We start from the raw sequence: 22,806 nt of genomic DNA, 5'->3' as shown, positions 1-22,806 counted from the left end.
TGGCGATTAATGAGGAGGATTTATGCCGGTGACGGGCCGCTGAGGGGCTGCCGTATCAGCACAGCTAAAAAAAAAGGCCCGCCGAAGCGAGCCATTGCAAAACGCGGGAATTACAGGTTATTTGCGTTTGCGGACAGGTATTTAGCTACGCCGTCTGGAGACGCGCCCATACCTTCTTTGCCTTTTTCCCACTGAGCCGGGCACACTTCACCGTGCTCTTCGTGGAACTGCAGCGCGTCTACCATACGCAGCATTTCGTCAACGTTGCGGCCCAGCGGCAGATCGTTAACAACCTGGTGGCGAACCACACCGGCTTTGTCGATCAGGAATGAACCACGCAGCGCAACGCCAGCATCCGGGTGTTCAATACCAAACGCTTTCTGTACTTCGCGTTTGATATCAGCAACCATCGCATATTTCACTTCGCCGATGCCGCCTTTATCAATTGGGGTTTTACGCCAGGCGTTATGAACGAACTCGGAGTCAAAAGAAACGCCCACAACTTCCACGCCGCGCTTCTGGAACTCTTCGTAACGCTTGTCGAAGGCAATCAGTTCAGAAGGACACACGAAAGTGAAGTCCATTGGCCAAAAGAACACCACGGTGGCCTTGCCAGCGGTGTGTTTTTTGAAGTTGAAGTTTTCAACGATTTCACCGTTGCCCAGCACGGCAGCAGCAGTAAAATCAGGGGCTTGACGAGTTACCAGGACCATATGTACTCCTGTAAAAGTGAGTGAATTAACGTTAATTAGACGCAGTATAAAGGTGGCTTCCGCGCGTGAACCAGCGCAACAGGCCGATTAATGAGATAGGCTAAAGCTATCAAAAGGTGTTATTCCTTCAGGCAGTCCACCACAGTAGTCTATTCCTGCAAAAGGGCAACGCTTTTCATTATTCAGAGGGCTTTTTGCGAGGCAAGTTCCATCATTCGCGGATATAACTGCCAAAAATAGTCGCTAAATGTTTGATAGTTATCAATGAAATCATAATAGGACGGCGCCAGCGTGGCCAGCCGGGGCCTGCTTCTGGCCATGCCGTTCAGCACTCTCTCAAGCCAGGCCGGATCGGCATACCTCTCCATCCAGCGCTCGCGCCACAGATAGCGGTTAAGGCTCTGAAAGCGTTCCGGCGTCCCAGCCAGGTGAGGCGTAATTTCATCCTCAGCAAGGGTTAAAAATTCGCTAAGCGGCCTGTCGGGATGCAACCGGCCCCAGTTAAGGGATAAGAAGTGATCCCAGATAACATCAAGCGTAATGGGTGCCACCCGGCGCGTTTCATCACGAAAAAATGCTTTTGCCGCGCGAACCTCAGGTAAAGCGTCGGTCATCGCATCAATCCGGCGGTGCAGCAAAATACCCTCAGCAACGGCATCCGGCCAGTCGTTACGCGGATTACCGCGAACATAGTCAGCCATAAGATTACCCAGCAGGGAGCTGTCGGCCAGCGTGGCGAGGTGGAGATGAGCGAGATAGTTCATCCCCACAGTATACCGCCTTCGCCCTTGACGCTGTAGCGGTGTTTGCGGCGTTCGCTCACCCGAATCACTTACTTGTGTAAGCTCATCGGGATTCACTCTCTTGCAGCCTTGCTACAGCGCCAATGGCTTTGGCGGTTTATTGCCTTCGCCCTTGACGCTGTAGCGGCGTTTGCGGCGTTCGCTCACCCGAATCACTCCCTGTTTAGAAATGGTCGGTTTTCAGCTAGACTGTGCGCCCTGATTTCCCTGACAGTGAATGACCATGCGCGTTGCCGATTTTTCCTTTGAGTTGCCCGAGTCCCTGATTGCCCACTATCCGCAGGCCCAGCGCAGCGGATGTCGTCTGTTGACCCTGAATGGGGCTGACGGCACGCTGACGCACGGGGTCTTCACCGATTTGCTGGATATGCTCAACCCCGGCGACCTGCTGGTGTTCAACAATACGCGGGTGATCCCCGCGCGCGTCTTTGGTCGCAAAGCCAGCGGCGGTAAAATTGAAGTGCTGGTCGAGCGTATGCTTGACGACCATCGCGTACTGGCGCATGTCCGCTCCTCTAAGGCACCTAAACCGGGCGCTGAACTTCTGCTGGGTGATGACGAAAGCGTCAAAGCCACCATGGTCGCACGGCACGATACGCTGTTTGAGCTGCGCTTTGAGGATGAGCGTGCGGTAATGGACATCCTGAACGCCGTGGGGCATATGCCGCTGCCGCCTTATATTGATCGCCCGGATGAAGACGCGGACCGCGAGCTTTATCAGACCGTATACAGTGAGCGTCCTGGTGCGGTAGCCGCGCCGACCGCTGGGTTGCATTTCGACCAGCCGCTGCTGGATGCGCTGCGTGAGAAAGGTATTGAAACCGCTTTTGTGACCCTGCACGTTGGCGCGGGCACCTTCCAGCCGGTGCGGGTAGAGAGCATTGAAGACCACATCATGCATGCCGAATATGCCGAGGTGCCGCAGGAGGTGGTGGACGCGGTACTGGCCTGCAAGGCACGGGGTAACCGCGTGGTCGCGGTAGGCACAACCTCCGTTCGTTCTCTGGAGAGCGCGGCGAAGGCGGCACAGGGCCAGCTGATTGCACCCTTTTTCGATGACACGAAAATCTTTATCTATCCCGGCTACCATTACCAGGTTATTGACGCGCTGGTAACCAACTTCCATCTGCCTGAATCAACGCTGATTATGCTGGTCTCCGCCTTTGCCGGTTACCGCAATACCCTGCATGCCTATCAGCAGGCGGTTGCTGAACAGTACCGTTTCTTTAGCTACGGCGACGCCATGTTTATCACCCAAAATCCGCAGGCCGCAGATGAACAGGTGGGCGGTTAACGCGCTCGCTTGTATCGCAGCTGCCTGGGTTGGTAGAATGCGCTCCTTTTTACTGATCATCAGACTGTATATCTGGTGGAGGCAATGTGAAGTTTGAATTAGATACTACCGACGGGCGCGCACGCCGTGGCCGTCTGGTCTTCGATCGCGGCGTGGTTGAAACCCCTGCATTTATGCCGGTGGGCACCTATGGCACGGTAAAAGGCATGACGCCGGAAGAAGTGCAGGATACCGGTGCGCAGATTATTCTCGGCAACACCTTCCATTTATGGCTGCGCCCTGGCCAGGAGATCATGAAGCTGCACGGCGATCTTCACGATTTTATGCAGTGGAAAGGCCCCATTCTTACCGACTCCGGCGGTTTTCAGGTCTTCAGCCTGGGTGACATCCGCAAAATTACCGAAGCGGGCGTGCATTTCCGTAACCCGATTAACGGCGATGCGATTTTCCTCGACCCGGAAAAATCAATGGAGATCCAGTTCGATCTCGGCTCCGACGTGGTGATGATTTTTGACGAGTGTACTCCTTACCCTGCCGACTGGGATTATGCTAAGCGCTCAATGGAGATGTCCCTGCGCTGGGCCCAGCGTAGCCGCGACCGCTTTGATTCTCTGGGTAATAAAAATGCGCTCTTTGGCATTATTCAGGGCGGGGTTTACGAAGATTTACGAGATGTCTCGGTAAAAGGGCTGGTGGAGATAGGCTTTGATGGTTACGCTGTGGGCGGCCTGGCGGTAGGTGAGCCAAAAGAGGATATGCACCGCATCCTGGAGCATGTCTGCCCGCAGATCCCGGAGGACAAACCCCGCTATCTGATGGGCGTGGGCAAGCCGGAAGATCTGGTTGAGGGCGTACGTCGTGGGGTCGATATGTTTGACTGCGTGATGCCGACCCGCAATGCCCGTAACGGACATCTTTTTGTGACCCGCGGCGTGGTAAAAATCCGCAATGCGAAGTACAAAGATGACGTCTCGCCACTCGATGCTGACTGTGATTGCTATACCTGTCGTCACTACAGCCGCGCCTATCTGCATCATCTCGATCGCTGCAATGAAATCCTGGGCGCGCGTCTGAATACGATCCATAACCTGCGCTACTATCAGCGCCTGATGGCAGGTTTGCGGCAGGCTATCGAAGAGGGTAAATTAGAGCGCTTCGTTACCGAATTCTATGAACTGACGGGTAAAGCGGTTCCGCCGTTGAACGTCTGATAATTAAACAAAGAGGGAAATTAAATGAGTTTGTTCATATCTGACGCAGTGGCTGCCGCAGGCGCGCCGTCTCAGTCAAGTCCTTATTCACTGGTGATTATGCTGGTGGTATTTGGCCTGATCTTCTTTTTCATGATCCTGCGTCCGCAGCAGAAACGTGCGAAAGAACATAAAAAGCTGATGGATTCCATCTCTAAAGGTGACGAAGTGCTGACCACCGGTGGTCTGGTAGGTCGCGTAACCAAAGTGGCTGACACGGGCTACGTGGCCATCGCGCTGAACGAGACCACGGAAGTAGTGGTTAAACGTGATTTCGTGGCTGCCGTCCTGCCGAAAGGTACGATGAAAGCGCTTTAATTTTTTGTCTTCCCTAAGGGAAATGCCGTGTTAAACCGTTATCCTTTGTGGAAGTACATCATGCTGGTCGTCGTGCTTATCGTCGGCCTGCTGTATGCGCTTCCTAACCTTTATGGTGAGGATCCGGCTGTTCAGGTCACTGGTGCGCGCGGAAGCGCCGCCAGTGAGCAAACGCTGGTCCAGATCCAGAACGTACTAAAACAAGACAATATTCAGAGCAAATCCATCGCGCTGGAAAATGGCGCTATCCTGGCACGTTTTGCCAACGGTGATGCCCAGCTGCGCGCGCGTGATGCGATGATCAAGGTACTGGGCGAAGACTATGTCGTTGCGCTCAACCTGGCACCGGCGACGCCTGAATGGTTATCCCTGCTGGCTGCTGAACCGATGAAGCTGGGTCTGGATCTGCGCGGTGGCGTGCACTTCCTGATGGAAGTTGATATGGATACCGCCCTGGGCAAGCTCCAGGAGCAAAATATTGATAACCTCCGCAGCGACCTTCGCGATAAAAACATCCCCTACACCAACGTGCGCAAAACGGATAACTACGGTCTGGAAATTCGCTTCCGCGATGCTGCGGCGCGTGATGATGCCGTCAGCTATCTCTCTGGCCGCCATCGCGATCTGGTGATCAACAGCAGCGGCAGCAATGCGCTGCGTGCGGTCATGACCGACGATCGTCTGCGTGAGGCTCGCGAATACGCCGTACAGCAAAACATCACCATCCTGCGTAACCGCGTTAACCAGCTCGGCGTGGCCGAACCGCTGGTGCAGCGTCAGGGCTCCGATCGTATCGTGGTCGAGCTGCCGGGTATTCAGGATACGGCGCGGGCGAAAGAGATTCTGGGCGCGACGGCGACGCTGGAATTCCGCCTGGTGAACACCTCTGTTGACCCTACCGCCGCCGCGAATGGCCGCGTACCGGGTGATTCTGAAGTCAAAAAAACCCGTGAAGGCGAGCCGGTAACGCTCTTCAAGCGTGTGATTCTGACCGGCGATCATATTACCGATTCCACGTCCAGCCAGGATGAGTACAACCAGGCGCAGGTGAACATTTCACTGGATAGCGCGGGCGGTAACATCATGTCCAACTTCACCAAGGATAATATCGGTAAGCCGATGGCAACGCTGTTTGTTGAGTATAAAGACAGCGGTAAGAAAGATGCCAACGGTCGGGCGATTCTGGCGAAGCAGGAAGAGGTTATTAACGTGGCGAATATCCAGTCCCGACTGGGTAACAGCTTCCGTATTACCGGTATCAGTAATCCTAACGAAGCCCGTCAGCTCTCGCTGCTGCTGCGTGCGGGTGCGCTGATTGCGCCTATTCAGATTGTTGAAGAGCGTACTATCGGTCCAACCATGGGCCAGCAGAACATCACTCAGGGTCTGGAAGCCTGCCTGTGGGGCCTGATCGCCTCTATCGTGTTTATGGTGGTTTACTACCGTAAATTCGGGGTGATTGCGACCACGGCGCTGGTCGCTAACCTGGTGCTGATCGTGGGGATTATGTCCCTGCTGCCGGGCGCTACCCTTACCATGCCGGGCATCGCCGGGATCGTACTGACGCTGGCGGTTGCGGTGGATGCAAACGTACTGATCAATGAGCGTATTAAGGAAGAGCTGAAGAACGGTCGTTCCGTTCAGCAGGCGATTCATGAAGGCTACAGCGGTGCGTTCTCCAGTATTATCGACGCCAACGTGACGACGCTGATCACCGCGATTATCCTGTACGCGGTCGGTACGGGTTCGATTAAAGGCTTTGCTATCACCACGGCAATCGGTGTGGTGACGTCTATGTTTACCGCCATTGTCGGTACCCGCGCCATCGTCAACCTGTTGTACGGCGGCAAACGCATCAACAAGCTGTCTATCTGAGGAGTGCGTTGTGGCACAGGACTATAGCGTTGAACAACTGAACTACGGCCGTAAAGTCTATGACTTTATGCGCTGGGATAAACTGGCCTTTACCCTTTCCGGCCTGTTGCTGATCGCCTCTTTTGCAATAATGGGCGTGAAAGGGTTTAACTGGGGTCTGGATTTCACCGGTGGTACGGTGATTGAAATTACCCTGGAAAAACCAGCCGATCTCGACAGCCTCCGCGGTGCGCTTGAGAAGTCTGGCTTTGTGGACCCACAAATCCAGAACTTCGGCAGCAGCCGTGACGTCCTGGTCCGTCTCTCTCCTCATGAGGGGAATGCGGGCCAGGAGCTGGGTAACAAGGTGGTCACCACCATTAATCAGGCCAGCCAGCAGCAGGCTACCGTGAAGCGTATTGAGTTCGTCGGTCCCAGCGTGGGCAGCGATCTGGCGCAGACCGGCGGTATGGCGCTGCTGGTGGCGCTGATCGCCATCCTTATCTACGTTGGTTTTCGCTTCGAATGGCGACTGGCGTTAGGGGCCGTACTGGCGCTGGCGCACGACGTGATCATTACTATGGGCGTGCTGTCTCTGTTCCATATTGAGATAGATTTGACCATTATCGCGTCGCTGATGTCGGTTATCGGCTACTCGCTGAACGACAGTATCGTGGTATCGGACCGTATTCGTGAGAACTTCCGCAAAATTCGTCGCGGAACGCCTTACGAGATCTTCAACGTCTCGCTGACGCAGACGCTGAGCCGTACCATCATGACCTCTGCGACCACGCTGATGGTGGTGCTGATGCTGTTTATCTTTGGCGGTGCGCTGTTGGAAGGCTTCTCATTGACCATGCTGATTGGCGTGTCCATCGGGACCATCTCTTCAATCTATGTTGCCTCGGCCCTGGCGCTGAAGCTGGGAATGAAGCGTGAGCATATGCTACAGCAGAAGGTTGAGAAAGAGGGTGCCGATCAACCTTCAATCATGCCGTAAGCGGGAGAATTGCCGTTCTCAAGTCTGAGCGGCAGTTGAAAAAAACAACCCCACGCTAAGGTGGGGTTGATTGACCGTCAGAAGCGCCGCTCATGCGGCGCTTTTTATTTGGCTGGTGTGGAAGGCTGCCCGGAATTATTTGGCGGGTGTTGCCAGCTGTTCGGTAGGAGCCAGCTGGATATCATGAATGCGCACATAGCCTAACTGCTCGGGTGACACATTTTTCAGGCTTAGCGAAACGGCTGCATCACGTCTCGGCAACAGCGCGTCCGTCAGGTGAAGGGTCTGACTCTGACTGCTGGCCTCCAGTGGTTTACCCGTTGCGTTATCTGTTTCACCCCATTCAACCTGCGCGCTCAACGCCGGAATCGGCTTGTCTGACACCGCATGGATATGCAACATCACCCGCGTGCCGTCGGCTTCGCTTTGTAGCGAACCAAGCGACAGTCGAAGGTCCCCCGCCTGACTTTGCAACACCACTACCGTGTGGGTGGATGGCAATAGCCACGCACCCTGTGCGGCACCGCCGTTAAGGCTATTTTGCTGCTCCAACAGCGAGGCCTGTGCGGTAAGCTGCTGCATCTGATTGTTTAGCTTACCCACCTCATGGTGCAATTTGTTCAGCTGCGGCTGCTGCGCGGGGGTGGCACAGCCGGCTAACAGCAGGGCTGCTGTTACCAGCAGAGGGGCTTTTACTCTGTCCTTTACCATTCTGTTCCGGGCTCCTTGCAGCCAGCTTACTCAGGGATACGCAGCGTCTGTCCGGGATAGATCTTGTCCGGATGAGAGAGCATTGGCTTGTTCGCTTCAAATATTTTGTTGTACTTGTTCGCGTCGCCATAGACCTGTTTAGAGATGGCGCTCAGGGTATCGCCTGACTTAACGGTATAAAATTTCGCTTCTGTGGCAGGCTCGGCGACTTTCACGTTGTCATCAACTGCGGTAATGCCCGCTACGTTACCTGCTGCAACGAGGATTTTCTCTTTCAGTTCCTGCGAAATAGCGTCACCGCTGATGCTGGCTTTGCCATCATTAACCTTCACATCGACCTTATCACTGCCCGGCAGGCCCAGTTTGTTGATATAGTCGTGCAGCTTTTTACTCTGGTCCTCACCGGTGCCTGAAACGGAATCCCACAGTTTTTCACCCGCTTCTTTTACAAAGTTGAAAAGTCCCATATAACCTCCGGTTAATTGTTGCTCACTGAATGATTTATTTCACATCAGGGGATAATTATAGCGGGAAAAACGGGAGCTGCTTTCAGGGGAGGTCTGAAAGAGGCCTGAAGGCTAAGGGATAATCGCGGTCAAAAGGTCGGTACGTTATTTTGTTCACTTTGACTTCGCGCTACACTGTATGTCTATTTCCAGACTATCAGGAAGCATCATGCACTGCCCGTTCTGTTCTGCTGTGGATACCAAAGTGATCGACTCCCGCCTGGTGGGGGAGGGAACCTCAGTGCGTCGACGTCGTCAATGCCTGGTGTGTCATGAGCGGTTTACTACCTTTGAGGTGGCCGAGCTGGTAATGCCGCGGGTGGTGAAAAGCAATGATATTCGCGAGCCGTTTAATGAAGATAAGCTCAGCAGCGGTATCATGAAAGCGCTGGAGAAACGCCCGGTTAACTCCGATGACGTGGAAAACGCCGTCAGCCATATCAAAAGCCAGCTGCGCTCGACCGGTGAGCGTGAGGTGCCCAGTAAAATGATCGGTAACCTGGTCATGGATGAGCTGAAGAAGCTGGATAAAGTGGCCTACATTCGCTTTGCTTCGGTTTATCGCAGTTTCGAAGATATTCGCGAATTTGGCGAAGAGATTGCCCGCTTACAGGACTAACTCATGCGTGATGAAATCTATATGGCGCGCGCCCTGGAGCTGGGCCGCCGGGGACGCTTCACCACGACGCCCAATCCTAACGTGGGCTGCGTTATCGTACGTGCAGGCCAGGTGGTAGGGGAAGGCTATCACTACCGTGCGGGTGAGCCGCACGCCGAAGTCCACGCGTTACGCATGGCGGGTGACAAAGCGCGCGGGGCGACGGCTTACGTCACCCTGGAACCCTGTAGCCATCATGGGCGAACGCCGCCCTGCTGCGATGCACTGATTGCCGCGGGTGTCAGCCGCGTGGTGGTAGCGATGCAGGATCCTAACCCGGAAGTGGCGGGGCGCGGACTTTACAGGCTGAAACAGGCAGGTATTGAGGTCAGCCACGGGCTGATGATGCAGGAAGCGGAAGCGCTAAACCGCGGATTTCTGAAACGGATGCGTACCGGCTTTCCCTGGGTGCAGCTTAAAATGGGCGCGTCGGTGGATGGCAGAACGGCGATGGCCAACGGCGAAAGCCAGTGGATTACCTCACCGGAAGCCCGGCGCGACGTGCAGCGGCTGCGCGCGCAGAGTTCCGCTATTCTCAGCAGCAGTGCAACGGTGCTGGCGGATAATCCCTCCCTGAATGTACGCTGGGACGAACTGTCCGGCGAGAGTCAGGCGCTGTTCCCGGAAACGGATCTGCGGCAGCCGATACGCGTGATCGTCGACAGTAAGAATCGCGTCACGCCCGAGCACCGCCTGATTAATCAGCCCGGTGCTACCTGGCTGGTGCGCGAGCAGGCTGATACGCAGAGCTGGCCCGCGAACGTAGAGCAATTTACCCTGCCGCTGCATCGTCACCAGACGGATTTAGTCTCGTTACTGCTGCTGTTAGGCCGCCGTCAGATCAACAGCGTCTGGGTGGAAGCGGGTGCGGGCCTTGCCGGCGCGCTGCTTAGCGCGGGCGTGGTTGACGAGCTTATTATTTATCTTGCGCCCAGGCTGCTGGGCGATGCCGCCCGTGGTCTGTGCCATTTGCCCGTCATCGCACATCTTGCTGAAGCGCCAGCGTTTTCATTCAGCGATATTCGTCAGGTCGGGCCTGATTTACGTCTTACGCTCACGCCGACTGCATCTTAATTAGCATTATTGATGCTGCGACCCGCCGTCTGCGCGAAAGCGGAAGCAGACCGGTGAAGAGTGTGATAGAATCCGCCCCCCTGCGGGGCCTCAACAGAACCCTTAAAGGAAGATTATGAACGTAATTGAAGCTGCTGTTGCTACTCCTGACGCGCGCGTGGCGATTGTTATCGCGCGTTTCAACAACTTTATCAACGACAGCCTGCTAAGCGGTGCCCTCGATGCGCTGAAGCGTATTGGCCAGGTCAAAGATGAAAACATCACCGTGGTCTGGGTGCCGGGCGCCTATGAAATGCCGATGACCGCACGCGCGCTGGCTAATGCCGGCAAGCATGATGCCGTGGTCGCCCTGGGAACGGTTATTCGCGGTGGCACTGCCCACTTTGAATACGTCGCGGGTGAAGCCAGCTCTGGCCTGGCCAGTGTGGCAATGAACAGTGATATTCCGGTTGCTTTCGGCGTGCTGACGACTGAAAACATCGAGCAGGCCATCGAACGCGCCGGAACAAAAGCGGGTAACAAAGGGGCGGAAGCTGCCCTGACCGCACTTGAAATGATTAACGTATTGAAAGCCATCAAAGCCTGATTTAAAGGGGAATTTCGTGAAACCTGCTGCTCGTCGCCGCGCCCGTGAATGTGCTGTCCAGGCGCTTTACTCCTGGCAGTTGTCTAAGAACGACATCTCTGATGTCGAATACCAGTTTCTGGCGGAGCAAGACGTCAAGGACGTTGATATCAGCTATTTCCGCGAGCTGCTGACCGGGGTTGCGACCAACAGCGCGTATCTCGATGGCCTGATGAAGCCCTGGCTGTCTCGTCAGCTGGAAGAGCTGGGTCAGGTTGAGAAAGCGATTTTGCGGATCTCATTATATGAGCTGAGCAAACGCGCCGACGTCCCCTATAAGGTGGCCATCAACGAGGGGATCGAGCTGGCGAAAATATTTGGCGCCGAAGACAGCCACAAATTTGTCAACGGCGTGCTGGATAAAGCCGCTCCCACTATCCGCCCCAATAAGAAGTAATCCTCCCAGGCCGGTTTACCGGCCTTCTTCTTTTTTAACCCCGGAACGCAGCGTATGGCATGTGGCGAATTCGAACTTATCACCGGTTATTTTGATCGTGTGACCAGCTCCCGTCGCGATGTGGAAAAAGGCATTGGCGACGACTGCGCATTACTGACCGTCCCCGAAAAGCAAACCCTGGCTATCAGCACCGATACGCTGGTGGAAGGCGTGCATTTCCTTCGTGATATTCATCCTGCCGATCTGGGCTACAAGGCCCTGGCGGTTAATCTGAGCGATCTGGCTGCCATGGGTGCTGACCCCGCCTGGCTGACGCTGGCGCTGACGCTGCCGGAAGTGAATGAACCCTGGCTTAAAGCGTTCAGCGACAGCCTGTTTGAGCTGCTGGACTACTACAATATGCAGCTTATCGGTGGCGATACCACGCGCGGACCGCTGAGTCTGACGCTGGGCATTCACGGCCTGGTGCCGCAGGGCAGGGCGCTGAAACGGTCGGGCGCACGGCCCGGCGACTGGATTTTTGTCACCGGCACGCTGGGCGACAGCGCCGCGGGTCTGGCGCTGCTCCAGCACCGGGTGAAGATTGGCGACCCGGTCGCCCATGAGGCGCTGATCAAGCGTCATCTGCGTCCGATGCCGCGTATCCTGCAGGGGCAGGCGCTGCGTAATCTTGCCAGCGCTGCCATCGATCTCTCTGACGGCCTGATCTCCGACGTGCAGCACATTCTGAAAGCCAGCGGCTGCGGCGCCCGGCTTAATCTGGATGCGCTACCGCTGTCGGAGGTGATGAAGCAGAATATTGACTCCGGGCAGGCCCTGAGCTGGGCGCTGGGCGGCGGAGAGGATTATGAACTCTGCTTTACCGTGCCTGAGATAAATCGCGGTGCGCTGGATGTCGCTCTCAGTCATTATGGCGTTCCGGTTACCTGCATCGGACAGATTGCGCCGCTCTCAGAAGGGTTGGTCCTGCTGCAAAATGGCAAACCGGTAGAGAGTCACTGGAAAGGATTTGACCATTTTGATCGCAGATAAATACGCGGCCAAAGGCCGTTTGAAAATGAGTAACCCCTGGCATCTGCTGGCAACGGGCTTCGGTAGCGGGCTTAGTCCCTACGTTCCTGGCACGGTTGGCTCGGTTGCCGCGCTGCCCTTCTGGTATTTGATGACCTTTTTGCCGCCGGATATTTACTCGCTGGTAGTGATGTTCGGTATCTGTATTGGTGTTTATCTCTGCCACCGCACGGCGAAAGATATGGGCGTGCACGATCACGGCAGCATCGTCTGGGATGAATTTATCGGCATGTGGATAACGCTGATGGCGATTCCGGTGAATAGCTGGCAGTGGGTGCTGGCAGGATTCATTATCTTCCGCATTCTGGATATGTGGAAGCCCTGGCCGATACGCTGGTTTGACCGCAACGTGCAGGGCGGTATGGGCATTATGGTAGATGATATTGTTGCCGGGATTATTTCGGCGGGGATCCTTTACTATGCCGGGCATTATCTGGCGCTGTAGCCGTTAGGATGAGCGGCCGTACACAAGCCAGCTTACACGACCGATCACGCTGTCTGACCCCAGACCCGCGTAAGCATAAAAAAGCCTGACGTTAAATAACGACAGGCTTTTTCGTCTACTGTGCGGCAGGCTTATTCGTCCGGGTTTTCAGCACGCCCTGAGATTATTCAAACCCTACGAGATTATGCGGCTGATAGGCGCTCTCTAACTCGGCGATATCGGAAGGCGTTAGCTCAACGTCAACGGCCTTAACCAGATCGCTTAATTGCTCAGCCCGCGATGCGCCGATAATAGGTGCGGTAACGGCGGGTTTAGCCAGCATCCATGCCAGCGCGATCTGCGCCCGGCTGACGCCTTTATCTTCGGCAAGCGCAGCGACGCGCTGCGCTATCGCGCCGTCGTTCTCTTCGGTCTTATCATACAGGGTGCTGCCATATTCGTCCGATACCGAGCGCGCGGTGGCTTCACCCCACGGCCGGGTCAGGCGTCCACGCGCCAGCGGGCTCCACGGCAGCACAGCAATACCTTCTGCCTGACAGAGCGGATGCATTTCGCGTTCTTCTTCACGCTGGATCAGGTTGTACTGGTCCTGCATGCTGACAAAGCGCGTCCAGCCGTGAAGGTCAGCCGTGTACAGCGCCTTCGCGAATTGCCAGGCGTACATGGATGACGCGCCAATATAGCGGGCTTTGCCTGACTTCACGACGTCGTGAAGCGCTTCCAGCGTCTCTTCCAGCGGCGTTTCGTAGTCCCAGCGATGGATTTGCAGCAGGTCTACATGATCCATGCCAAGGCGACCCAGGCTGTCATCAATGGATTGCAGAATATTTTTGCGTGACAGGCCGCCTGAGAGATTGCTCATCGGGAAGTAGACTTTGGTCGCCACCACGATGTCGTCACGGCGGGCGTACTCTTTCAGCGCGCGGCCCACAATCTCCTCGCTGCTGCCGTCGGAATAGCTGTTCGCGGTATCGAAAAAGTTGATCCCCGCGTCCAGCGCCTGCTTGATCAGCGGCCTGCTGCTCTCTTCGGGCAGAGTCCAGGCGTGGCGGCCACGGTCAGGCTCACCATAGGTCATGCAGCCCAGGCAGAGGCGGGAAACGGTCAGGTCGGTGCTGCCTAATTGAATAGTCTTCATTCGTGCTCCTGCATAGCGGAAATGGCGGGTAGCCGTTTATTCCGTTAAGCATAGCAGTTCAGATGCTCCCCGGATGGGGAGCATCGTGCGGTTTACTGTGCCAGCCAGCGGCTGATTTGTTGCTCAATGCCCTCTGCATCCAGCTGATAATCATGACGGATCTCATCCTGCGTGCCCTGCGGAATGAATTCATCGGGAAGACCCAGCGTCAGAACCGGCACCAGCAGTCGGCGTGTCATCAGGGTTTCGATCACTCCGCTGCCCGCTCCTCCCTTGATTGCGCCTTCTTCCAGGGTGATAAGCGCCTCATGGCTGGCGGCCAGCTCTGCAATAAGCGACTCATCCAGCGGCTTAACAAAGCGCATATCTACCAGCGTGGCGTTCAGCTTATCAGCCACCGCCGCCGCTTCGGGCAGCAGCGTGCCGAAATTGAGGATCGCCAGCTTTTCACCTTCACGCTTCACAATGCCTTTACCCAGCGGCAGCGAGGCGAGCGGCTTAAGCTCGGACCCGGTGCCGGTCCCTCTCGGATAGCGCACCGCGCTCGGCCCTTGGGAGTAGTGATAGCCGGTATAAAGCATCTGCCGACATTCGTTCTCATCGCTTGGCGTCATGATCACCATATTCGGAATGCAGCGCATAAAGGCGATATCGAACGCACCCTGATGAGTCTGACCGTCTGCGCCGACAATACCGCCACGGTCAATCGCGAATAGCACGGGCAGCTTCTGGATCGCCACGTCATGGATCAGCTGGTCGTAGGCACGCTGCAGGAAAGTAGAGTAGATCGCGACAACCGGCTTATAGCCGCCGATAGCCAGGCCCGCAGCGAAGGTGACGGCGTGCTGTTCGGCAATCGCCACGTCGAAATACTGCGCGGGATAGTCGCGAGAGAAGCTTACCATGCCGGATCCTTCGCGCATCGCGGGCGTCACGGCCATGAGCTTAGCGTCATCGGCTGCCGTTTCGCTCAGCCACTGACCGAAAATTTTAGAGTAGGACGGTAAGCCCTCTGCGACTTTTGGCAGCAGGCCGCTGGCGGGATCAAACTTTGGCACCGCATGCCAGGAGATCGGATCTTTTTCCGCCGGGGCGTAGCCTTTCCCCTTTTTGGTCATGATGTGCAGAAACTGCGGGCCCTTCAGGCCGCGCATGTTTTTTAGCGTCTGCACCAGCGTCAGCACGTCATGCCCGTCAACCGGCCCAATATAGTTGAAGCCCAGCTCCTCGAACAGGGTGCCGGGCACCACCATACCTTTCAGGTGTTCCTCGGTACGCTTCACCAGCTCTTTGATGGGCGGCAGGCCATCCAGCACTTTCTTGCCACTTTCGCGCAGGCGCGAATAGGTCTTGCCGGATAAGATTTGCGCCAGGCGGTTGTTAAGCGCACCCACGTTCTCCGAAATGGACATCTCATTGTCGTTAAGGATCACCAGCAGGTCGGACTTAATATCCCCGGCATGGTTCATCGCCTCGAACGCCATGCCCGCAGTAATCGCACCATCGCCAATGATACAGGCGGTACGACGGCCTTTGCCTTCCTTCTCAGCGGCAACGGCCATCCCCAGCCCGGCGCTGATTGATGTGGACGAGTGACCCACGTTAAGCACGTCATACTCACTTTCGTCGCGCCACGGGAAAGGGTGCAGGCCATTCTTCTGGCGGATAGTCCCGATGCGATCGCGGCGGCCGGTCAGAATTTTGTGCGGATAGGCCTGATGACCGACGTCCCAGACAAGGTGATCGAAAGGCGTATTATAAACGTAATGCAATGCAACGGTGAGTTCCACCACGCCCAGCCCGGAGGCAAAATGACCGCTGGAACGACTGACGCTGCTGAGTAAATACTGGCGCAGCTCGTCACAGAGTTTTGGCAGGCTCTCTTTAGGCAGAGAACGTAATTCTTGTACCGAGCTGGCCAGCGCCAGCGTCGGGTATTTTGCAGTATCAAAACTCATCAGAGACTCATTGTAGAGGTTATTTGTCGCGTTCAATTATGTAACTTGCCAGCGCCTGGAGTGAGGTTGTGTTACAGGATTGCGCCGCCAGAACGTCTAATGCGCTGAGGGATTCCTGATAGAGATCCCGCGCCTTCTGCCGCGCGCCGTCAAGCCCCAGCAGAGCAGGATAGGTACTTTTGCCCAGGTCCTGATCGGCCCCCTGACGTTTCCCAATGATGGCCGTATCACCGACCACATCCAGAATATCGTCCTGCACCTGAAACGCCAGGCCAATAGCGCTGGCATAGCGGTCAAGCGCTGGCAGCGCCTGGCGGCCGCGCTCACCGGCCGCCAGTGCGCCGAGACGTACGGCTGAGCGAATGAGTGCGCCCGTCTTATGACGGTGTATTTGCTCCAGCGCTGCCAGATCTGTCTGCTGACCTTCAGCCGCTAAATCCAGCGCCTGGCCGCCGCACATACCGGCTACGCCGCTGGCGTGGGCAAGTTCTGAAATCATCGCAATCCTGTTTGCTTCAGGGACGCCCCGCATTGGCGTATCGGCAAGTATAGTAAAGGCCAGCGTTTGCAGGGCATCGCCCGCTAAAATAGCCGTGTCTTCACCAAATTTAATATGGCAGGTTGGCTGCCCACGGCGCAGGCTGTCGTCATCCATAGCGGGTAAGTCATCGTGAATCAGCGAATAGGCGTGGATGCACTCTATCGCCGCGGCAGGTGCGTCCAGCGCCTCGCCGTTGGCCAGCAGCATTTCACCGGTGGCATACACCAGGAAAGGACGTATGCGCTTGCCGCCTAATAATGCACCATATTCCATGGCATTCACCAGAGGAGAACTCTGAAAGGGCAGCGGCGAAATAAAGCGCTGTAGCGCCTGGTTTACGCGTGCGTGGTGCGCCGTCAGGAGAGCAGCGAAATCCATCAGTCATTTTCCGGTGTGAAAGGCGTTAATTCGGCGTCCTTATCATCACTGAGCAGGATCTGCACGCGCTGTTCGGCCTGTTGCAGCGTTTGCTGCCCCGCGCGCGCCAGCTGGACGCCACGCTCGAATTCGGTCAGCGCCTCTTCCAGTGGAAGCTCACCGCTTTCAAGGCGTGAGACAATGTGTTCCAGCTGCGTAAGCGAGGTTTCAAAGCTGGCTGGCTGTTCGGCTTTTTTTGGCATAATGGCTTTCGACCCGGTCGTTTTGTTGACGTGGAAGTCGCTCATGTTAGCCGACTGGAAATGATTAGCAAAATAATGATCCTGTTAACGGATGAAGAAGCGGTCGGTCAACGGATGTGGTAGACTGCCGTCCTGGATGTAAAGGGCGCAAGCTGCTTTGCAATACGATGATTTTATCAGCTAAGTGCGTACGCTTTCAGCACTTAATTGCCCAACGAACCCATGCCGCCATGAAGTTTATCATTAAGCTGTTCCCCGAAATTACCATCAAAAGTCAGTCTGTTCGCCTGCGATTTATCAAAATTTTGACCACGAACATCCGTAACGTGCTGAAACAGAGCGATGAGACGCTTGCCGTCGTTCGCCACTGGGACCATATCGAGGTTCGCTCAAAGGATGAGAGCAAGCGCGCCGTCATTATTGATGAGCTGACGCGTATCCCCGGTATCCATCATGTTCTGTCGGTTGAAGATCGCCCCTGGACCGATATGCACCATATTTTCGAGCAGACGCTCGAGCTGAACCGTGAGCGGGTGGAGGGTAAGACCTTTGCCGTACGCGTTAAGCGTCGTGGCAAGCATGATTTCAGCTCCCAGGACGTTGAGCGTTATGTGGGCGGCGGTCTGAATCAGCACGTTGCCTCTGCGCAGGTGAAGCTTAACCATCCGCAGGTAACGGTCAATCTTGAGATCGAAGACGATCGCCTGATGCTGATTACCGCCCGGCATGAAGGTATCGGTGGCTTCCCGATTGGTACGCAGGAAGATGTACTGTCGCTGATCTCCGGTGGATTCGATTCCGGCGTATCCAGCTATATGCTGATGCGTCGCGGATGCCGCGTACATTACTGCTTCTTTAATCTGGGCGGTGCAGCGCATGAAATTGGTGTCCGTCAGGTGGCGCACTATCTGTGGAACCGCTATGGTCGATCGCATAAGGTGCGCTTTGTCGCCATCAACTTTGAGCCGGTGGTGGGTGAAATCCTCGAAAAAGTTGAGGATGGTCAGATGGGCGTGGTGCTTAAGCGCATGATGGTTCGTGCGGCCTCTAAGATAGCGGAGCGTTATGACGTTCAGGCGCTGGTCACGGGTGAAGCACTGGGCCAGGTGTCCAGCCAAACCCTGACTAATCTGCGGCTGATTGATAATGCTTCAGACACGCTGATCCTGCGGCCGCTGATTTCCCATGATAAGGAACACATCATCAATCTGGCCCGTGAAATTGGTACCGAGGATTTTGCCCGGACCATGCCGGAGTATTGTGGCGTCATTTCAAAAAGCCCGACGGTAAAAGCGGTTAAAGCAAAAATTGAAGCCGAAGAGCAAAATTTTGACTTCGCCCTCCTTGACAGGGTGGTGGCTGAAGCAACCAACGTTGATATCCGGCAAATTGCGGAAGAGACCCAGCAGGAAGTGGTAGACGTTGAAACCGTGATCTCCTTTAGCAACAATGATGTGGTGCTGGATATCCGCTCTCCCGACGAGCAGGACAGCCATCCTCTTATGCTGGAAGGCGCGGAGGTTAAATGCCTGCCGTTCTACAAACTCAGCACGCAGTTTGGCGATCTGGATCAGAGCAAAACCTGGCTTCTCTACTGCGATCGTGGCGTGATGAGCCGCCTGCAGGCGCTCTATCTGCACGAGCAGGGATTTACTAATGTGAAGGTTTACAGACCTTAACCGCAAAACGCGGATGGCTGCATTATGCAGCCGTCCTGCGCTCGCTTCTGGCTTGTCCCTCTGAGAGGGTACGAACCTGTCCCAGGCCTGCGATCGTGCGGATACCCTTAGTAGCCATACGAACCCCTCCTGCGCCTGAACCCTGGCTGCCCTTCAATGGCCATACGACACTGTTCTCACCGCATCAAGGTGCCTGTTCTACTGTTTTGTCCCAGATTCTTTCACAGGCTGCGCCTCGTATAGCTGACTGGTCAGCATAGTTTGCCAGCGCTCTATTGCGCTCGACAGATTCTTCGAGCAGCTGGGCAAGCAAAAGGGAGGAGCGGGTCTCTGTCTGGCATTTTCCGGCAGCGGGGGCATTCTGGCGGGCATGACCGACGATAAGCTGCTTACGTAGTTTACCGATGGTGAGCTGCAACTGCTCAGCAGAAGACTTAGCATTAGCGGTCTCAGCATGCGCCTGTTCAAGCTGTTTGCTGGCATTATCGTTTACCTGTCCGATGATAGTTTGACGGGCAAATTCTTTACTGCGCTCTGCCGCCTCTTGTTGTGCCCTGGCACGCAATTCTGCCACATCTCTCTCGTGCCATTTACCCATCCACTCCCTCTCTGAGGCACGAAACCCGGAGTAATAAATGCCTGCGCCAACGCCAAGGAATAATAAAATAACAGCCACAGGTTTCCAGTAATTAATGGCCAGGTTAATTGCTTTCATTATTGCCATTTTAAATTTCCAATCTTATCAATGCCATTAATCACAATTTCCTGACAGCATGCGCCACTCCGTTGATGAAGGTTAGCTGGCATGAAGACACTTTTATTATAACGATTTGTTGTCGAGTCAGAAGTCTCTGGAATAATTATTTTTTAATGTGAAAAACACATTATGTAATTTTTTGAAAATGGTGCGTGTTTTCTTAATTAGGATGTTGACTAAAGAATAATAATGAATGGCTTTTTATTATGGTTTTTTTTGGTTGCACCATGGTCCTGATTTTTACAGACAGGCAGGCAGTCAATTCTCATCATGCTCGTGTAAGTCCACGTACATTTAATGCCTTGATTTTAAGTGGTTATTTCATTTTCAGCTGGAACTAATAATTACCTTCTGCCACTTAATGCGGTTAAGAAGTGAACGTGTTTTTTAAAAATTGATTTTTAGAAAATAGAAATTGATTCGTAAAAAAGCTGAAAATTACTTAATTATTCCTTATTTTTAACTGGCGAAGTAAATAATTTTCTTCTCTGAATTTAGGATGAGTTTTTATTTAATTTTTAATTAAGGCAAATAAAAATCATCAGTGCCACGGGGTACGAAATTTTTTACATTGAATTTTATTATCTTTACCTTTTTAGACACGTGAAGAATGTTTTAGTTTAGAATTAATGGCACTAACGATCAGGATTTTATCTGAATGGCATTTCTCCCTGAATAAAAGGACAGGCGCATGTTTATAAGTAAATCTATGCAGGTTTTTATTACATTATACAGGCAGAAAAACCTTAAGCAGGCGGCCGACCAGCTCTGCCTCACCGTACCGCCCGTCTCGCGTATGTTAAAAAACACCGAGGAATGGCTTGGGGTTAAGTTATTTATAATCGAACGTAATAAAGCCATCCCTACGCCTGCGGCAGAAGCGCTTTATAAAAAACTGATGCCACACTACTCGCTGCTTAATGAGATACTGAATGATAACAAAAATCATCAGTTTACCATTTCATCATCGCTGACACATTCCTCCTTCTTCAGCTATGTCATGCAGCCCTTTATAAAAAAACTGTCCACGATGCCCAGGGTGAAATTTTCCAGTCGTATTTATCACGAGGATGATGTTTACGTTTCTTTCTGCCAGATGCAGAGTTCAGATGATTTTTTACTGCATCACTTCCTTCTTCCCTGCGTCGTCTGCTGTACGCCTTCCGTGCGGGAAGGGTGGAAGCAGCTGGATTTAGTGGTCGATCATAGTTTGCTGGATACCGACGAGTTTCAGAACATCGTTCTTGTTCTGCGCAATGAGGGGTTTGAAGGTAAAATAAAACAGATTGATAATGCGGATCTTCAGCTCCTACAGTTCAAACAGGGTGAGTGCATTATGCTGAATGTAAATGCCACGCATCCCGATGCAGAAACCATCCTGCCGTTTAACTTTTCACTCTCGCTTTATATTTATATTAATCAGGCCAGAAAAATGCCCAGTTCGGAACTTATGCTGGATTACCTATCCCATGAGATCGTAGGGCTTTAAGGTTTATCAATGGTCATTTCTTAAAGAAACTACCCAGCGATAAAATGAAAAGACCAGGTTAAGCACCGCGAAATAGGTTATTACTCTCCCTTTTTATCAACCGCAGCTTAGCGGTTGATGTCATCTGGGGCGAATCAGGTTGGCAATGCCTCAGGGCGAGACTGTTATTTTTAAGACGCTTAGTACGCCTTTTTCACCTTGTCTGCTTCCGGCCAGCTAACCCTGGCCTTACTCTGACGGCTTGACCTCACCTGAAAGCTTACGCTTCCCAGTCGCAATAGTCGTAAATGCCAGCGGCCAGCACCAGTTGTCCAGCCACCTCCTGTGCCTTATCCTTACCGACCAGCAGGTCAATAAGCTTCAGCGCAAAATCTATCGTGGTACCTGGTCCCTGGCTGGTCAGTAAATTCACTCGCGGGTCCCAGACAACGCGTTTATCCACCCATTTCTCCTCAGGGATAGTTGCCTTCAGACCCGGCGAGCCGGTCATATTACCCACCGGAAACAGATTGTGGGGAATAAGTACGGTGCCGGGCGCCGCGCAAATGGCGGCGACAATGCGCCCGGAAAGATGAAACTGACGAACGGTCTCGACCACCAGGGGACTGTCACGAAACGCTTCAGCACCCCGCAGGCCGCCCGGCAGAACGACAGCGGCAAAATCGTTATCAGCAACCTCTATTAGGGGGGCATCGGCCAGTAGCCGCACTCCGCGGGAGCAGACAATTTCTTTGCTCCCCTCGTCCGTGACGCTGGCAGTGGTGACGCTAATCCCGCCGCGTACCAGTAAATCAATGGTGGTAACAGCTTCAGTTTCCTCACTGCCAGGTGCCAGGCAGACCAGTACCGATACGTTCGCGGTCATAATTTTGCTCCTTTCGTTTCACTATTTCATAAAGTCGGCTGTTCTGTGGCGTAGACAGGCCCTGTGCACGTGCGCGACGGATAATGTAACCGGTAATGTATTCAATCTCAGTACGGCGTTCGGCCCGGATATCCTGTAGCATGGAACAGGTATTTGCAGCCGTGCTGTGAATCACATCCATCACCACGGCGAGCAGCGACGCTGTCGAGGTGTGCTGGCCTTCACGCGCCATGACCATGGCTAATTCATCGCAGAGGACGGTAATTTCGTCACCATAGTTTACCAGCTCACCGTTGGTACAGTCGTACAGTACAGCCAGCGGGTTGATCACGCAGTTGACCGCCAGCTTTTGCCAGGCGGCAGAGGCCACGTTATTGTGCCAGGCAACGTCGGGCAGGGCATGATGTAGCGTCTCGGCAAGGCCGCTAAACTCTGCCGCTTCGGGAGACGTGGGGCCAATATGCGTCACCCCGGAAGCCACGTGAATCACTCTGCTGCCGTCACGTTTGGCTGCGTGAGTCGTTACTCCCCGCAGGAGCGGTTGTCGTAGCGCACTGAGCTCTTCCAGCGTGCCCATGCCATTGTGCAGCAGCAGGATTGGGCACGATCCCCGTAGTGCAGGCTGTAAATTTTTAACCGCTTCTGAAACCTGCCAGGCTTTAAGCGTAACCAGCAGCAGACTGCTTTCTGACAGAAACGCGGCGTCGTTAGCAAGGTAGCGTTTACCGATCGTCTCCCCTGCAAGCGTAACAACGTCAACAGAACAGTGAGACTGCGGCACACGCAGCCATCCCTGCACCTCATGTCCCTGCTGGTCGAGGGCTGCAAGCCAGATCTGCCCTAACGCGCCGCACCCCAATACGGTTATTTTCATTAATCCTCCCCGCCTGCGGATGGTATTCAGTGATGCTGGGTTATGGTAGTCAGCCAGCCAGGCCAAAAATTACCACCAGGCACACTGCGTGTAACTCCCCCTGGTATAGCTTTCGACAGCGGTGGTTTTTTTACCGTGGCGAAGTGGGTATTATGCACGTCACTTT

General features: G+C 54.3%; 24 protein-coding genes. 13 read left to right on the top strand and 11 right to left on the bottom strand.

Annotated features, from left to right (window positions below; genetic code table 11):
- Positions 1-110 precede the first annotated feature (110 nt).
- Both AC4PCC_RS15815 and AC4PCC_RS15810 read right to left on the bottom strand, forming a co-directional pair.
- On the bottom strand, positions 111-713 hold the full coding sequence (locus AC4PCC_RS15815; RefSeq protein WP_067705193.1) for a peroxiredoxin C: 603 nt from the start codon (positions 711-713) through the stop codon (positions 111-113).
- A gap of 182 nt (positions 714-895) precedes the next feature.
- Positions 896-1,477 (bottom strand): ACP phosphodiesterase, encoded by a 582-nt coding sequence (locus AC4PCC_RS15810; protein WP_492125141.1) that lies wholly within the window; start codon positions 1,475-1,477, stop codon positions 896-898.
- 262 nt (positions 1,478-1,739) lie between these two features.
- On the opposite strand from AC4PCC_RS15810, the gene queA reads away from it, so the two are divergent.
- The 5 genes from queA to secF all read left to right on the top strand — a co-directional run bounded on the left by queA (position 1,740) and on the right by secF (position 7,232).
- On the top strand, positions 1,740-2,810 hold the full coding sequence (gene queA, locus AC4PCC_RS15805) for a tRNA preQ1(34) S-adenosylmethionine ribosyltransferase-isomerase QueA (RefSeq protein WP_492127543.1): 1,071 nt from the start codon (positions 1,740-1,742) through the stop codon (positions 2,808-2,810).
- Positions 2,811-2,896: 86 nt separating this feature from the next.
- Entirely contained in the window at positions 2,897-4,021 is a 1,125-nt protein-coding gene (tgt, locus tag AC4PCC_RS15800; RefSeq protein WP_067705197.1) for a tRNA guanosine(34) transglycosylase Tgt, read from the top strand.
- 24 nt (positions 4,022-4,045) lie between these two features.
- Positions 4,046-4,378 carry a preprotein translocase subunit YajC gene (gene yajC / locus AC4PCC_RS15795; protein ID WP_067705199.1) on the top strand — a complete coding sequence of 111 codons (333 nt, stop codon included), beginning with the start codon at positions 4,046-4,048 and terminating at the stop codon, positions 4,376-4,378.
- 27 nt (positions 4,379-4,405) lie between these two features.
- Positions 4,406-6,253 carry a protein translocase subunit SecD gene (secD, locus tag AC4PCC_RS15790; protein ID WP_492125140.1) on the top strand — a complete coding sequence of 616 codons (1,848 nt, stop codon included), beginning with the start codon at positions 4,406-4,408 and terminating at the stop codon, positions 6,251-6,253.
- Positions 6,254-6,263: 10 nt separating this feature from the next.
- Complete coding sequence (secF, locus tag AC4PCC_RS15785; RefSeq protein ID WP_067705203.1) at positions 6,264-7,232, top strand: protein translocase subunit SecF; 969 nt, start codon at positions 6,264-6,266, stop codon at positions 7,230-7,232.
- A 135-nt stretch (positions 7,233-7,367) separates the two neighbouring features.
- On the opposite strand, the gene AC4PCC_RS15780 is transcribed toward secF, so the two are convergent.
- On the bottom strand, positions 7,368-7,943 hold the full coding sequence (locus AC4PCC_RS15780) for a DUF3251 domain-containing protein (RefSeq protein WP_492125139.1): 576 nt from the start codon (positions 7,941-7,943) through the stop codon (positions 7,368-7,370).
- A 26-nt stretch (positions 7,944-7,969) separates the two neighbouring features.
- Complete coding sequence (gene lysM, locus AC4PCC_RS15775) at positions 7,970-8,410, bottom strand: peptidoglycan-binding protein LysM (RefSeq protein WP_345830927.1); 441 nt, start codon at positions 8,408-8,410, stop codon at positions 7,970-7,972.
- Between the two features lie 208 nt (positions 8,411-8,618).
- Between lysM and nrdR the strand changes: the two genes are divergently transcribed.
- From nrdR to pgpA, 6 genes are all read left to right on the top strand, one after another.
- Positions 8,619-9,068, top strand: coding sequence for a transcriptional regulator NrdR (gene nrdR, locus AC4PCC_RS15770; protein WP_067705210.1), 450 nt, complete (start codon positions 8,619-8,621; stop codon positions 9,066-9,068).
- Between the two features lie 3 nt (positions 9,069-9,071).
- Positions 9,072-10,181: a bifunctional diaminohydroxyphosphoribosylaminopyrimidine deaminase/5-amino-6-(5-phosphoribosylamino)uracil reductase RibD gene (gene ribD / locus AC4PCC_RS15765; RefSeq protein ID WP_492125138.1), complete on the top strand. Its 1,110-nt coding sequence runs from the start codon at positions 9,072-9,074 to the stop codon at positions 10,179-10,181.
- 115 nt (positions 10,182-10,296) lie between these two features.
- Entirely contained in the window at positions 10,297-10,767 is a 471-nt protein-coding gene (gene ribH / locus AC4PCC_RS15760; RefSeq protein WP_067705215.1) for a 6,7-dimethyl-8-ribityllumazine synthase, read from the top strand.
- A gap of 16 nt (positions 10,768-10,783) precedes the next feature.
- Positions 10,784-11,203, top strand: a complete 420-nt coding sequence (gene nusB / locus AC4PCC_RS15755) for a transcription antitermination factor NusB (RefSeq protein ID WP_067705217.1) — start codon at positions 10,784-10,786, stop codon at positions 11,201-11,203.
- Positions 11,204-11,257: 54 nt separating this feature from the next.
- Positions 11,258-12,235, top strand: a complete 978-nt coding sequence (gene thiL, locus AC4PCC_RS15750; RefSeq protein ID WP_492125137.1) for a thiamine-phosphate kinase — start codon at positions 11,258-11,260, stop codon at positions 12,233-12,235.
- A gap of 25 nt (positions 12,236-12,260) precedes the next feature.
- Complete coding sequence (pgpA, locus tag AC4PCC_RS15745) at positions 12,261-12,719, top strand: phosphatidylglycerophosphatase A (protein ID WP_492127542.1); 459 nt, start codon at positions 12,261-12,263, stop codon at positions 12,717-12,719.
- Between the two features lie 163 nt (positions 12,720-12,882).
- Here the strand turns inward: pgpA and AC4PCC_RS15740 are convergent, their stop codons facing one another.
- The 4 genes from AC4PCC_RS15740 to xseB form a co-directional block, all read right to left on the bottom strand.
- Positions 12,883-13,857, bottom strand: a complete 975-nt coding sequence (locus AC4PCC_RS15740; protein ID WP_492125136.1) for an aldo/keto reductase — start codon at positions 13,855-13,857, stop codon at positions 12,883-12,885.
- Between the two features lie 92 nt (positions 13,858-13,949).
- Positions 13,950-15,815, bottom strand: coding sequence for a 1-deoxy-D-xylulose-5-phosphate synthase (dxs, locus tag AC4PCC_RS15735; RefSeq protein WP_492125135.1), 1,866 nt, complete (start codon positions 15,813-15,815; stop codon positions 13,950-13,952).
- A gap of 19 nt (positions 15,816-15,834) precedes the next feature.
- Positions 15,835-16,734, bottom strand: a complete 900-nt coding sequence (ispA, locus tag AC4PCC_RS15730; RefSeq protein ID WP_492125134.1) for a (2E,6E)-farnesyl diphosphate synthase — start codon at positions 16,732-16,734, stop codon at positions 15,835-15,837.
- The gene (gene xseB, locus AC4PCC_RS15725) at positions 16,734-16,976 is read right to left on the bottom strand and encodes an exodeoxyribonuclease VII small subunit (RefSeq protein ID WP_067705568.1); all 243 of its coding nucleotides are present in this window, start codon (positions 16,974-16,976) and stop codon (positions 16,734-16,736) included. The genes ispA and xseB overlap by 1 nt, the downstream gene beginning before the upstream one ends.
- Positions 16,977-17,206: 230 nt before the next feature.
- On the opposite strand from xseB, the gene thiI reads away from it, so the two are divergent.
- On the top strand, positions 17,207-18,655 hold the full coding sequence (gene thiI / locus AC4PCC_RS15720; RefSeq protein WP_492125133.1) for a tRNA uracil 4-sulfurtransferase ThiI: 1,449 nt from the start codon (positions 17,207-17,209) through the stop codon (positions 18,653-18,655).
- Positions 18,656-18,839: 184 nt separating this feature from the next.
- Here thiI and AC4PCC_RS15715 read toward each other — a convergent pair whose 3' ends face one another.
- Entirely contained in the window at positions 18,840-19,379 is a 540-nt protein-coding gene (locus AC4PCC_RS15715) for a DUF2514 family protein (RefSeq protein ID WP_492125132.1), read from the bottom strand.
- Positions 19,380-20,103: 724 nt separating this feature from the next.
- On the opposite strand from AC4PCC_RS15715, the gene AC4PCC_RS15710 reads away from it, so the two are divergent.
- Positions 20,104-20,901: a LysR family transcriptional regulator gene (locus tag AC4PCC_RS15710; RefSeq protein ID WP_492125131.1), complete on the top strand. Its 798-nt coding sequence runs from the start codon at positions 20,104-20,106 to the stop codon at positions 20,899-20,901.
- A 259-nt stretch (positions 20,902-21,160) separates the two neighbouring features.
- Here AC4PCC_RS15710 and yajL read toward each other — a convergent pair whose 3' ends face one another.
- The gene (yajL, locus tag AC4PCC_RS15705; protein WP_492125130.1) at positions 21,161-21,766 is read right to left on the bottom strand and encodes a protein deglycase YajL; all 606 of its coding nucleotides are present in this window, start codon (positions 21,764-21,766) and stop codon (positions 21,161-21,163) included.
- The gene (gene panE, locus AC4PCC_RS15700; protein ID WP_067705235.1) at positions 21,720-22,640 is read right to left on the bottom strand and encodes a 2-dehydropantoate 2-reductase; all 921 of its coding nucleotides are present in this window, start codon (positions 22,638-22,640) and stop codon (positions 21,720-21,722) included. Before panE ends, yajL begins: the two co-directional genes overlap by 47 nt.
- Between the last annotated feature and the right edge of the window lie 166 nt (positions 22,641-22,806).

This window comes from Erwinia sp. L03-1 (assembly GCF_058686115.1).
The sequence above is the reverse complement of the archived record's forward strand: the minus strand, read 5'-3'. Positions and strand labels throughout refer to the sequence as shown.